13 protein-coding genes are annotated in these 11,206 nt (G+C 62.3%); 9 read left to right on the top strand and 4 right to left on the bottom strand.

Annotated elements, in window-relative coordinates; genetic code table 11:
• The 5 genes from HCZ87_RS17260 to HCZ87_RS17280 form a co-directional block, all read left to right on the top strand.
• On the top strand, window positions 1–643 hold a 643-nt coding region (locus tag HCZ87_RS17260), incomplete at its 5' end, for a short-chain fatty acyl-CoA regulator family protein (protein ID WP_167645756.1).
• Between the two features lie 101 nt (window positions 644–744).
• A complete protein-coding gene (locus HCZ87_RS17265) occupies window positions 745–1,170 on the top strand; it encodes a response regulator transcription factor (protein WP_167645758.1) in 426 nt (141 codons plus the stop codon).
• Window positions 1,170–1,601 carry a hypothetical protein gene (locus tag HCZ87_RS17270; RefSeq protein WP_254868689.1) on the top strand — a complete coding sequence of 144 codons (432 nt, stop codon included), beginning with the start codon at window positions 1,170–1,172 and terminating at the stop codon, window positions 1,599–1,601. Before HCZ87_RS17265 ends, HCZ87_RS17270 begins: the two co-directional genes overlap by 1 nt.
• Window positions 1,598–4,291, top strand: coding sequence for an ATP-binding protein (locus HCZ87_RS17275; protein ID WP_167645760.1), 2,694 nt, complete (start codon window positions 1,598–1,600; stop codon window positions 4,289–4,291). Before HCZ87_RS17270 ends, HCZ87_RS17275 begins: the two co-directional genes overlap by 4 nt.
• Window positions 4,292–4,367: 76 nt before the next feature.
• Window positions 4,368–5,612: a FliM/FliN family flagellar motor C-terminal domain-containing protein gene (locus tag HCZ87_RS17280; protein WP_167645762.1), complete on the top strand. Its 1,245-nt coding sequence runs from the start codon at window positions 4,368–4,370 to the stop codon at window positions 5,610–5,612.
• 124 nt (window positions 5,613–5,736) lie between these two features.
• Here HCZ87_RS17280 and HCZ87_RS17285 read toward each other — a convergent pair whose 3' ends face one another.
• From HCZ87_RS17285 to HCZ87_RS17295, 3 genes are read right to left on the bottom strand one after another with little or no spacing between them, the layout of a single operon-like run.
• Window positions 5,737–6,168: a TIGR01244 family sulfur transferase gene (locus tag HCZ87_RS17285; protein ID WP_167645764.1), complete on the bottom strand. Its 432-nt coding sequence runs from the start codon at window positions 6,166–6,168 to the stop codon at window positions 5,737–5,739.
• A gap of 10 nt (window positions 6,169–6,178) precedes the next feature.
• A complete protein-coding gene (locus tag HCZ87_RS17290) occupies window positions 6,179–6,610 on the bottom strand; it encodes a DUF6691 family protein (RefSeq protein ID WP_167645777.1) in 432 nt (143 codons plus the stop codon).
• 2 nt (window positions 6,611–6,612) lie between these two features.
• Window positions 6,613–7,041: a YeeE/YedE family protein gene (locus HCZ87_RS17295; RefSeq protein ID WP_167645765.1), complete on the bottom strand. Its 429-nt coding sequence runs from the start codon at window positions 7,039–7,041 to the stop codon at window positions 6,613–6,615.
• Between the two features lie 368 nt (window positions 7,042–7,409).
• Here HCZ87_RS17295 and HCZ87_RS17300 point away from each other — a divergent pair, with 368 nt between their 5' ends.
• On the top strand, window positions 7,410–7,625 hold the full coding sequence (locus tag HCZ87_RS17300; RefSeq protein ID WP_167645767.1) for a hypothetical protein: 216 nt from the start codon (window positions 7,410–7,412) through the stop codon (window positions 7,623–7,625).
• Window positions 7,626–7,728: 103 nt separating this feature from the next.
• On the opposite strand, the gene HCZ87_RS17305 is transcribed toward HCZ87_RS17300, so the two are convergent.
• On the bottom strand, window positions 7,729–7,944 hold the full coding sequence (locus HCZ87_RS17305; protein WP_167645769.1) for a hypothetical protein: 216 nt from the start codon (window positions 7,942–7,944) through the stop codon (window positions 7,729–7,731).
• A 182-nt stretch (window positions 7,945–8,126) separates the two neighbouring features.
• Here HCZ87_RS17305 and HCZ87_RS17310 point away from each other — a divergent pair, with 182 nt between their 5' ends.
• The 3 genes from HCZ87_RS17310 to preA all read left to right on the top strand — a co-directional run.
• Window positions 8,127–8,393 carry a DUF2312 domain-containing protein gene (locus tag HCZ87_RS17310; RefSeq protein WP_167645771.1) on the top strand — a complete coding sequence of 89 codons (267 nt, stop codon included), beginning with the start codon at window positions 8,127–8,129 and terminating at the stop codon, window positions 8,391–8,393.
• 283 nt (window positions 8,394–8,676) lie between these two features.
• Window positions 8,677–10,011, top strand: coding sequence for an NAD(P)-dependent oxidoreductase (locus HCZ87_RS17315; RefSeq protein ID WP_167645773.1), 1,335 nt, complete (start codon window positions 8,677–8,679; stop codon window positions 10,009–10,011).
• A gap of 54 nt (window positions 10,012–10,065) precedes the next feature.
• Window positions 10,066–11,206 (top strand): NAD-dependent dihydropyrimidine dehydrogenase subunit PreA (gene preA, locus HCZ87_RS17320; RefSeq protein WP_167645775.1); only part of this gene is annotated, 1,141 nt, incomplete at its 3' end.

The following is an 11,206-nucleotide window of genomic DNA, read 5'->3' on the forward strand; positions in this document are numbered from 1 at the left end:
GGCCGAGTTGGTGGAACAGGCACCGGAGCTGGACAGCCGCGCGGCGCAGAAGCTGGCAGAGGGCGCGCTGGCGGATTATCAGGAAGACGCCCGCGCGCTCCCGCTGGAGATCCTCGCCGAGGCCCTGTCGCGTCTGGGTTTGCGCCCGGATCTGCTGGCCCAGGAATTGGGCGTCGAGATCCACCAGATGCTGCGCCGCCTGGCCGCCTTGCCAGAGGAGCGGCTGGGACGCCCGGCGGGGCTGGTTGTCTGCGATGCGTCCGGCGCGATCCTGTTTCGCAAGGCAGTGAGCGGGTTTTCCCTGCCGCGCTTTGGCGCGTCATGTCCGCTCTGGCCGCTGTTCGCGGCGTTGTCGCAGCCGGGGGTGCCGATCCAGCGCCTGATGCATCAGCAGGGACGGGCGGCGCGGGACAGTCAGTGTTTTGCGGTGTCCTGGGCGGCGCAAGCCAAACGCTTTGACGCCGATCCGGTGATGCGCTCCATCATGTTGATCCTGCCGGCGCCACAGCCCGAGGCCCAACCCGCAGAGACCTCGCGCCCGGTGGGGGCAAGCTGCCGGATCTGCATGCGCCGGGGCTGCGAGGCCCGCCGCGAGCCCTCGATCCTGCGCGATGCCAGCGCCGCGGCGATGGCGCCGATGTAACTGTCGGGTGACAGGGGCCATGGTTTTGTGCAAGATCTCGTGGGCACCCGGGGGAACCGCTCTTTTTGGCGGTGTGGTGCAAGGGGAGGAGAAGAGGGACCATGACGGGACGCGTTGTTCTGGTTGAAGACGAAGCCAATATCGCCGAGGCGATCCGCTTCTTGCTGTCGCGCGAAGGCTGGCAGGTGGAGGTGCATGGCGACGGCCATGATGCGCTGGAGGTGATTATGGCCGCAGCACCGGATCTGGTCATTCTCGATCTCATGCTGCCGGGCAAGAGCGGCATGGAAATCACCCGTGAAATCAGAGAGATGCAAGCCTTTGCTGACCTTCCGATCCTGATGCTGACGGCGCGCGGTCAGGTGAAGGATCGCGAAATGGCGGAGCGCGCGGGTGTGACTCGTTTCATGACCAAACCCTTTTCCAACACCGAGGTCCTGACCGCGGTGCGGGATTTGAATGCGCAGGCGCAGCAGGCGCGGGGCGGGGCTGTTGCGGGCCGCGATCCCGTGCGTGACGCCGGGTGATGATCCGGTCTGACGGCGCCGGCAGCAGTGACGAGCTGCGCACGCCCTTTGTCGAACGGCGCACCTACCGGCGCCGCAGGTTGATGGATATTGCCCGGCTGGCCCCCATCATCGGCGCGCTCTTGTTCATGATCCCGCTGTTGTGGCCGCAACCAGAGGCAAGTGACGCCTCGGCGCAGACGGCGCAGACGGCGCAGACGGCGCAGACGGCGCATCACAGCATGTCGGGAGCGATGATCTATATCTTTTCGGTCTGGGCGGCGCTGGTGGTCTTTTCCGTCGGATTTTCCCGTGCGGTGCGCCAATGGGCGGTGCATTGGACCGGCGGTCGGGCGGTGCCCGGGGAGCCGGAAACGCCCGGAGGTGCGCAAAATCAGCACGCGCAACGCGATACGCCGCAAGAAGGCTCCGCCGCGGAGAAAGGCGCATGACCTCACTGAACCTGCTGGCGCTGGTCAGCATTGGCTATGTGGCGATCCTGTTTTCGGTGGCCTTCTGGGCCGACCGCATGGCGCTGCGCGGGCGTGGCGCATGGTTCATGGGTTCTCCGCTGATCTATACGCTTTCGCTGTCAATCTATTGTACAGCCTGGACTTTTTACGGCGCGGTCGGCTACGCGGCGCGCTCCGGGATGGAATATGTGACCATCTACCTCGGCCCGACGCTGGTGATGATCGGCTGGTGGTGGGGGCTGCGCAAGCTGGTGCGGGTGGGGCGCAGCCAGCGGATCAGTTCGATCGCCGATCTGCTCTCGGCGCGCTACGGCAAATCCAACGTGCTGGCGATCAGCGTGACCGTGCTCGCGGTGGTCGGGGTGACGCCCTATATCGCGCTGCAATTGCAGTCGATCACCCTCTCGGTGTCGATTTTCGCCGAGGCCGATCCCACCCGCAGCTATAACGAGGCCGGCACCGTGTTCTGGATCGCCACCGGGCTGGCCTGTTTTGCGATCCTCTTCGGCACCCGCAACCTCAACGCCAATGAACGCCACCACGGGGTGGTGATGGCGGTGGCGATGGAGGCGGTGGTAAAGCTCGTCGCGCTCCTTGCAGTTGGCATTTTCGTTGTCTGGGGGCTGGCGGGCGGCGTCGATGCGGCGCTGACCCGCATTGACCAGTCGCCCATCGGCCAATGGCAGGTGCAGGGCGGCCGCTGGGTGGCGATTACGTTCGTGGCGGCGGCGGCCTTTGTCTGCCTGCCACGGATGTTTCAGGTGATGGTGGTGGAAAACGAGGACGAGCGCCACCTGCGCACCGCCGCCTGGGCCTTTCCGTTGTATCTGCTCCTGATCTCGATCTTCGTCGTACCAATTGCCGCGCTGGGGCTGGAGCTTCTGCCCGAGGGCGCGAACCCCGACCTCTTTGTGCTGACCTTGCCGCTGTCGCAGGGGCAGAACGGGCTGGCGATGCTCTCCTTCCTTGGCGGGTTTTCCTCGGCGACCTCGATGGTGATCGTGGCGGCGATGAGCCTTTCGACCATGGTGTCAAACCACATCGTGATGCCGATCTGGCTGCGCTCCACCGGGGCCTTTGGCGGCGCGTCGGTTTCGGGCGATGTGCGCACGGTGGTGCTGATGGCGCGGCGCTTCTCGATCGCGGCGGTGATGGCGCTTGGCTATGCCTACTACCAGATCTCGGGCGGCGGCGCGGCGCTGGCGGCGATCGGCTTGATTTCCTTTTCCGGCATTTCCCAGATCCTGCCGGCGCTGGTTGGCGGGCTGTTCTGGCGTGGTGCCACAAGGGCCGGGGCGCTGGCGGGGCTGGCGGTGGGCTTTGGCCTCTGGGCCTATACGCTGCTTCTGCCCGAGGTGGCGGGGGGGCTGTTTTCCACCCAGATGCTGGAGCATGGCCCCTTTGGTCTAAGCTGGCTCAGGCCGCAGGCGCTCTTTGGCGTCGAGGGGTTGGACCCCATCGTGCATTGCGTCCTGTGGTCGATGAGCCTGAATGTGGCGGCCTTTTGCATCGTGTCGGTGATCAGCTTCCCGAGCCCGCTGGAGCGCCTGCAAGGGGTGCAATTCGTACATGTCTTTGACCATTCCGCAGGCCCCGGCGGCTGGACCGGATCGGTGGCGCAGAGCGAGGATCTGATGGTCATGTCCCAGCGCATCCTTGGCCCGGAAGAGGCGCAGGCATTCTTTCAGCGCGCGCTGGATCGTCAGGGCGGGCCGGGACCTTTGCCGGAGCCCACGCCAGAGTTTCTGGAGCAACTGGAGCGCGAGCTTTCCTCTTCGATCGGGGCGGCAGCGGCGCATGCGATGATTGGCCAGATTGTCAGCGGGGCAGCGGTCTCGGTCGAAGATCTGTTGGCGGTCGCGGACGAATCGGCGCAACTTCTGGAATATTCCAGCCGTCTGGAAGCGCAGTCGCAGGAACTCTCGCGCACCGCGCGCAAGCTGCGCGAGACAAACCAGAAGCTGACGCAGCTCTCGGAGCAAAAAGACGCCTTTCTCAGCCAGGTCAGTCATGAGTTGCGCACCCCGATGACCTCGGTGCGGGCGTTTTCCGAAATTCTGCGCGACCAGCCCGACCTGAGCGACGCGGATCAGCGCAAATATGCCTCCATCATCCATGACGAGGCGCTGCGACTGACGCGACTGCTGAATGATCTCCTTGATCTCAGCGTGTTGGAGAGCGGCGAGGTGACGCTGAACCAATCGCGGCGAGGCCTGTCGGAGGTGCTGGATCATGCGCTTGCCTCGGCCCTTGCTGGGGCGGATCGAAAGCTGTTGGTTCATCGCGACGCGACAGCGGAGGCGATGATCGAGCTGGACACCGACGTTGATCGCTTGGCGCAGGTCTTTATCAATCTGATCGCAAACGCGCAGAAATATTGCGATGCCGACAGGCCCGAGTTGCGAATTGACGTGTCGCAGGCGGTGGATGCCCTGCATATCGACCTGCGCGACAACGGCACCGGCATACCGGCGGAATTCCAAGGTGTCATTTTCGAGAAATTCTCAAGGGTTACGCCGGAACGGGCAGGCGGTGCGGGGCTTGGGCTGGCAATTTGCCGTGAAATCATGCATCGACTCGGGGGCGATGTTGCCTATTTGCCGGGCGCCTCAGGCGCAGCATTTCGGGTGACATTGCCATATATGGCGAAAATAGAAGAAATCCGATGAAAGTTGTAAAGGTCTTGGTAACCAGCGCTGAGCTAGAACCAATCTCATACGGGTGCGGAAGGCTCAGGTTCATTTTATGACTGACACGGAACAAACGCAGGATGGCAAGCGCGCGGTCGGGGGACTGGCGCGCAAACTTGCTGCCTCGAAAGACGGGACAAGCGGGACGGGTGGTTCCCTGACGCTGAAGGCGTTGCGCAGGTCGGTGGCCCGCGCCGCAGAGGATCTGTGCGAATTGCCGATGGCGGTGATCGCCGCCCGCCAAACCAACCGCACGCCGGATGATCTTGCGGCGCATCTGTCCGACAAACATTTGCTGGTGGTGCTGGATTGCCCTCAGGGCCGGATCGGCGCGGCGACCCTTGATGCGGCTGCGGTCACGGCGTTGATCCAGCAGCAGACCATGGGCAGCGTGCTCGGCATGGCCGGGGACGAGCGAAACTACACCCCGACCGACGCCGCCATGGTTGCGGAATTTCTGGAAAAGCTCTTTGCCAAGGTCTCCACATTGCTGGAGGATCAGACCGATCTCAGGATCTTTGAGGGCTACCGCTTTGGCGCTCAGGTCGAAGATGTGCGCACCCTCGTTCTTGGCATGGAGGCCGATGACTACCGGGTGATCAACCTGAATGTGGATCTGGCCAGCGGCAAGATGCAGGGTGAAATCTGCCTGGTGCTGCCGGAACCCTCGGTTGAACAATACGACGATGCCAATGCGGTGCGCGGGCCTCGGCTGGGCTCCAGTGTCGGCTCCATGCGCGCGGAGCTGACGGCGGTTCTGTGCAAGATGCGGGTGCCGCTGCGCCAGTTCGCGGCCCTGAAGAAAGGCGAGCTGCTGCCGCTGGATCAGGCTTACCTCTATGAAACCGACCTTATTGCGATCAATGGGCATGCGGTGGCCAAGGGCCGTCTGGGTCAGATCAACGGCGCGCGGGCCGTGCGCTTGAACGATTCGCAGACCCATGTCATGCCCAGCCAGAACGGCGCCTTTGCCGATGGCATCGGCCAGGATCGCATGCCCGCTCTGGAGCATGCGCCGCATGATCTGTCCATCGCGGCGCAGGGGCTGCAAGAGCCTGACGACGGACTCGGGACTGATTTTGGCGGTGGTGATTTCGGCGGTGGCCTCGGCGGAGATCTTGGAATGGATCTGGGCGGTGGTCTCGAAGGGGGCGACCTGCCGATGGGCGATTTTGCTGGCATGGGCGAATTGCCCGATCTGCCGATGAACGATCTGGGTGATTTTAATGCGGATGATGCCGCCGCCGAAATCTCTGAACTGGCGGGGCTCGGGGTGGATCTGCCAGAGACCGGCACCTGACCAACGACGTGAGCGTCGCCCTCTAAGCTGTTGAAGACAAATATCGAATGTAGAATGGCCCGCGGATGGTTCCGACGGGCCATTTCAATTCTAGTCTGTCCTGTTGGGCAGGGCCCGCGCGCCCTCAGGCTTTTTGTGCGGCCAGAGCTTCCAACGTGGGGCGCAGGCCCGAGAGATCATAGCCGGCTTGTTGTGTTTTGGTCATGATGTCGTCCAGCGACAGATCGCTGGCATGTCCAAGCGCCCAAACCACAGAGCTGCGCGTGCCCGAGGCACAATAGGCCAGCACCGGACCGGCCGCATTCTCAAGAAAGCTGCGGTGTTGCGCCACATTCTCGGGTGTCATCGTCTGATGGGTGAGGGGCAACTCGTGAAATGTCAGCCCTGCGGCCTCCACAGCGGCGCGAATCGTCGCCGCGTGATGGCTGGGCGCCACTTCTGCATCGGGCCGGTTGCAGATCACGGTGGTAAAACCGGCGGCTGCGATTGCGGGAACATCCTCCACGGAGATCTGTGGAGAAACCGAATAGCGGGGCGTGAGCGTGCGTGGATCCATGATGTTACCTCTACGACTTTGCCGCGGTCTGGTCCAGAACCAAGCGCAGCTTTGGTGCCACCAACATGCCGAGCAGCATTGCTGCGACAAAGGTCACGCCCTGCCAGCCGCCAAAGCTGAGCGAGGCGAGCGCCGGACCCGGGCAGAGCCCGGCCAAAGCCCAGCCAAAGCCAAACAGGACGGAGCCGATGATCAGCCGTCGGTCCAGTTCCGCTGTGGGCGGGGCGGGGAAGGTTCCGCCCGCCAGGGGATGGCGGTTGCGGGTCAGGCGCCAGGCGATCGCCATCGGAATCAGCGCGCCGCCCATGACAAAGGCCAGCGTCGGATCCCAGGCGCCAAACAGATCAAGCCAGCCCTGTACCTTGGTGGTGTCGGTCATTCCCGACAGCAAAAGCCCGACGCCAAAGAGGCTGCCGGAGAGCAGCGACAACAGAGAACGCAGCATCAGATCACCCCCCAGATATTGCGCAGCAGCGTCATCGCCAGCACACCTGCACCAATGTAGATCAAGGTTGCCACGATGCCTCTGGGGGACAGGCGCGAAATGCCGCAAACGCCGTGGCCTGAGGTGCAACCATTGGCCAGGCGCGTGCCGATCCCGACCAGCAGCCCCGCCGCGATCAATACCAACGGTGCGTCACTGGCCTGTGTTTCCGGTCGCGAGCCGAGCGCCAGCCATAAAAGGAGGGGCGCGCCAATGACGCCCGCGAGGAAGAACAGGCGATCTCCTGCGGTGTCGCGACCAGAGCCATCCACCAGGCCGCCGATGATTCCGCTGGCGCCCATGATCCGGCCGACTCCCAGCAAGTAGACCGCCCCGGCGCAGCCAATGATCAGCCCGCCGGCCAATCCCATGATCCATTCTGTCGGCATGTTTCCTCCGATTGATGCGTCGCGACGACTCGTTGTGGTTTGTGCTTCCGTCCGATTCTAAACACATTCCGAAATGCATATATGTTTATATCTGAAACCGGAGTCGATTGCCAGTAAAACAACCATAGGACGAGTTAGCGCTCGCGCAAGAGCGGCCTATTCTGCGACTGCATCCGAGGTTGGTGGATATTGCTGTGATGCAGCGTGCCTATTTTATAGACTTATCTCCGGCAGATGCGTCAATTTGCAGAATTGCCAACCTCCGTCATTGCTGCAACCTGTGAGTGATGTAAGCTGAGTATGAGCGGGTCGTGTTGCGTCGGTGTTTGGCGTGGGCGCGCCGCTGTTAAACGGGAGGAGAGTAACGAATGCCCACCAGTGAGTTGATTGAGCGCGCCTGTCAGATGGAAGAGCGGATCCGCAAGGCCCCCGAGGCCCTGCGGCTGGGCATGCAGCCGGAGTTCTCTGCCATTATTGCCCGGATCAAGGCCGCGGGCGCGGAGATTCCACCGCATCTGCGCCGGACGGAGCAAATCCTGAACGAGGAAATGGTTGAAAGCCGGTTCGACAATATGCCGATCTGACCGAACTGCCTGGCGCTGATCCGTCAGGCGGTCAGCATAGGCCGAAGGCGGGCAGGGGGCGCGGATGCTGACGCGCCCTTTCAACCCGCTTTGGCGTTTGGGATCAGCCCAGAAACAGCCCGACAATCACCAACATCAGCCCCAGCACCGAGAGCAGCAACGCGCCGAGGTTCTTGGGCAGCACAGATTGCAGCACCGCGCGCAGCGCGTCTTCGGACAGACCCTTGCGTTTGGCGCGCATCACGGTCACGACGCACCACAATAGGCCCAGCATGCCGAGGATCGACAGGGTGCCCCCCGCCCAGACGAGATAATCCATTTTCTTTCCTTCTGTCTCTGGCTGCGCCTTGCGGCAGCGCTCGTTATGCCTTGTGGGTCGCATCCGCGCAAGTGAGGCGCGGCTGATATCCAGCCTTGCGGGGCGGAATGTGGCCCTGTATCCCTCTGGCTGAACCGGTGACAAGCCGGAGAAATGAGGCAATTTGCACAAGGTGCCATTCCATGGATATGACCGAAGACGAAAAGAGTGACAGCTACCGTGTGACCGCAGGCGAACTGCGTCAGTTCGTGGAGCGTTTCGAGCGGCTAGACGAAGAGAAAAAAGCGATCGCCGAGCAGCAAAAAGAGGTGATGGCCGAAGCCAAGGGGCGCGGTTACGACACCAAGGTGCTGCGCAAGATCATCGCCCTGCGCAAGCGGGATGAAAACGACATCGCCGAAGAAGAAGCGGTGTTGGAAATGTACAAAGAAGCGCTCGGCATGTCCTGACGCGCCGCGCTGATTTGACCGGTTTGAACGGGGATCTGGGGGAACTCAGGTCCCCGTTTGCGTGTCTGGCGGATGGAATTGTCGTGCCAAGACCAACTGCCTGCGATTTCATCAGTTCCGTATAACAACATAAAATCAATATCTTGAGCGTGATACCTGAAGCGGTGAGTGAAAAAAATCGCGCCGTTCAAAATTTTACCAGTTGATAAAAAATCAACCTGTGCCACTCTACCGGACAACAACACGAAAAAAAGACAACCCAACACCAATAGGGAGATACCCAATGGCGAGTAGCCACCAGGCATCTGGAGTCCGGCCCGAGCGTTTGTCCGCGGCCGAGATCGCCGAGAACTTCGGGGACCTTCACGCGCCCTTTGATGCACATGAGGCAGCCGTGGCAGCGGATCGCTGCTACTTCTGCTATGATGCGCCCTGCATGACGGCCTGTCCGACCTCGATCGACATTCCGCAGTTCATTCGCGAAATTCAGGGCGGCCACGCCGAGAGCGCCGCCAAGACGATTCTGAACCAGAATATTCTGGGGGGTATGTGCGCGCGGGTCTGCCCGACAGAGACGCTCTGCGAAGAGGTCTGCGTGCGCGAGGTCGCCGAGGGCAAACCGGTGGAGATTGGCCGTTTGCAACGCTACGCCACCGATATGCTGATGGAAAAGGGCGTGCATCCCTTCACCCGTGCCGCCGCAACCGGCAAGAAAATCGCCGTGGTGGGCGCTGGCCCGGCGGGCCTGTCGGCGGCACATCGTCTGGCGATGAAGGGCCATGACGTCACTGTGTTTGAATATAAATCCAAGGCGGGCGGGCTGAATGAATTCGGCATCGCGGCCTATAAATCCACCAATGATTTCGCCGCGCGTGAAGTCAGCTGGCTGATGCAGATCGGCGGGATCACGGTGGAATATGACAAGGGCTTTGGCAAAGGTCTGTCGATTGATGGGCTGAAAGCCGATTTTGATGCCGTGTTCCTGTCCATTGGCCTTGCCGGGGTGAACGCCCTGCGCGCCGAGGGCGAGGACAAGGACGGCGTGCGCGACGCGGTGGATTTCATCGAAGAGCTGCGCCAGGCGAAGGATCTGAGCACCCTGCCGGTGGGCCGCAATGTTGTGGTGATCGGTGGCGGCATGACCGCGGTGGATGCCGCTGTGCAGTCCAAGCTCTTGGGGGCGGAAAATGTCACCATCGCCTATCGCCGCGGGCGTGACGCCATGGGCGCCAGCCGGTTCGAACAGGATCTAGCGGCCTCCAAGGGTGTAAAGCTGATGTTCAATGTGATGCCGAAGGCCATTCACGGCGAGGGCAGCAGCAGCGAAATCGAGCTGGAATATACCGAGGTCGTTGACGGCCGCGTCAAAGGCACCGGCGAAACCATCCGCCTGGCTGCCGATCAGGTCTTCAAGGCGATCGGTCAGACGCTGGAGGGCGCGCCGCAGGGCGTTGAGGTCGTCGGCGGCAAGATCCAGGTCTCCGGGACGGGTCGTACCTCCGTGGCCGGGGTTTGGGCCGGGGGCGATTGTGCCTCGGGTGGCGAAGACCTCACCGTGACCGCCGTTGCCGAGGGCCGCGACGCGGCCGAAGATATCCACGCGAGCCTGATGGGCTGAAGCCGCTGTGCGCCCCTTTGGGGCAGCACAGTTAGCAGAACAGGGAGAGATCAAATGGCTGATCTTACGACAGATTTTCTCGGTATCAAATCACCGAACCCGTTTTGGCTGGCCTCCGCGCCGCCGACCGACAAGGAATATAACGTCCGCCGCGCCTTTGAGGCCGGTTGGGGCGGTGTGGTCTGGAAGACGCTCGGCGCCGAAGGCCCTCCGGTGGTCAATGTGAACGGGCCGCGCTACGGCGCGATCTGGGGCGCGGATCGTCGGCTTCTGGGGCTCAATAACATCGAGCTGATCACCGACCGCCCGCTGGAGGTGAACCTCGAAGAGATGACCCGGGTCAAGAAGGACTACCCGGACCGCGCGCTCATCGCTTCGATCATGGTGCCCTGCGAGGAGGCGGCCTGGAAGGCGATCCTGCCGCGTGTGGCAGAGACAGGCTGCGACGGGATCGAGCTGAACTTCGGCTGCCCGCATGGCATGGCGGAACGTGGCATGGGCTCCGCCGTGGGGCAGGTGCCGGAATACATCCAGATGGTCACCGAATGGTGCAAGCAGTATTACGACAAGCCAGTGATCGTGAAGCTGACGCCGAATATCACCGATATTCGCCATCCGGCCCGTGCCGCCAATGCCGGCGGGGCCGATGCGGTGTCCCTGATCAACACCATCAATTCCATCACCTCGGTGAACCTGGACGCGATGTCGCCTGAACCGATGATTGGCGGCAAGGGCACCCATGGCGGCTATTGCGGCCCGGCGGTAAAGCCGATCGCGATGAATATGGTGGCGGAAATCTCCCGCGATCCGCAGACGGCTGGCCTGCCGATCTCGGCCATTGGCGGCGTCACCACCTGGCGTGACGCGGCGGAGTTCATCGCTCTTGGCGCCGGTAATGTGCAGGTCTGCACCGCCGCCATGACCTATGGGTTCAAAGTGGTGGAAGAGATGATCTCCGGCCTGTCCGACTGGATGGACGAGAAGGGCTATACTTCGATCGAGGACTTCCGTGGCATGGCGACGCCGAATGTCACCGACTGGCAATATCTGGATCTGAACTATGTCACCAAGGCGAAGATCAGCCAGGACGATTGCATCAAATGCGGTCGCTGCTATGCGGCCTGCGAGGATACCTCGCACCAGGCGATTGCAATGTCGGCGGATCGGACCTTTACCGTGAAGGATGATGAATGCG

The sequence above is a fragment of the Phaeobacter sp. HF9A genome (assembly GCF_011806385.1).
Lineage (GTDB): Bacteria > Pseudomonadota > Alphaproteobacteria > Rhodobacterales > Rhodobacteraceae > Epibacterium.

Coding starts and splice junctions, on each gene's coding strand:
- HCZ87_RS17315 (WP_167645773.1), top strand. CDS start 8,677: ATGGCGAGTAGCCACCAGGCATCTGGAGTCCGGCCCGAGCGTTTGTCC.
- HCZ87_RS17305 (WP_167645769.1), bottom strand. CDS start 7,944: ATGGATTATCTCGTCTGGGCGGGGGGCACCCTGTCGATCCTCGGCATG.
- HCZ87_RS17285 (WP_167645764.1), bottom strand. CDS start 6,168: ATGGATCCACGCACGCTCACGCCCCGCTATTCGGTTTCTCCACAGATC.
- HCZ87_RS17300 (WP_167645767.1), top strand. CDS start 7,410: ATGCCCACCAGTGAGTTGATTGAGCGCGCCTGTCAGATGGAAGAGCGG.
- HCZ87_RS17295 (WP_167645765.1), bottom strand. CDS start 7,041: ATGCCGACAGAATGGATCATGGGATTGGCCGGCGGGCTGATCATTGGC.
- HCZ87_RS17275 (WP_167645760.1), top strand. CDS start 1,598: ATGACCTCACTGAACCTGCTGGCGCTGGTCAGCATTGGCTATGTGGCG.
- HCZ87_RS17265 (WP_167645758.1), top strand. CDS start 745: ATGACGGGACGCGTTGTTCTGGTTGAAGACGAAGCCAATATCGCCGAG.
- HCZ87_RS17270 (WP_254868689.1), top strand. CDS start 1,170: ATGATCCGGTCTGACGGCGCCGGCAGCAGTGACGAGCTGCGCACGCCC.
- HCZ87_RS17310 (WP_167645771.1), top strand. CDS start 8,127: ATGGATATGACCGAAGACGAAAAGAGTGACAGCTACCGTGTGACCGCA.
- HCZ87_RS17280 (WP_167645762.1), top strand. CDS start 4,368: ATGACTGACACGGAACAAACGCAGGATGGCAAGCGCGCGGTCGGGGGA.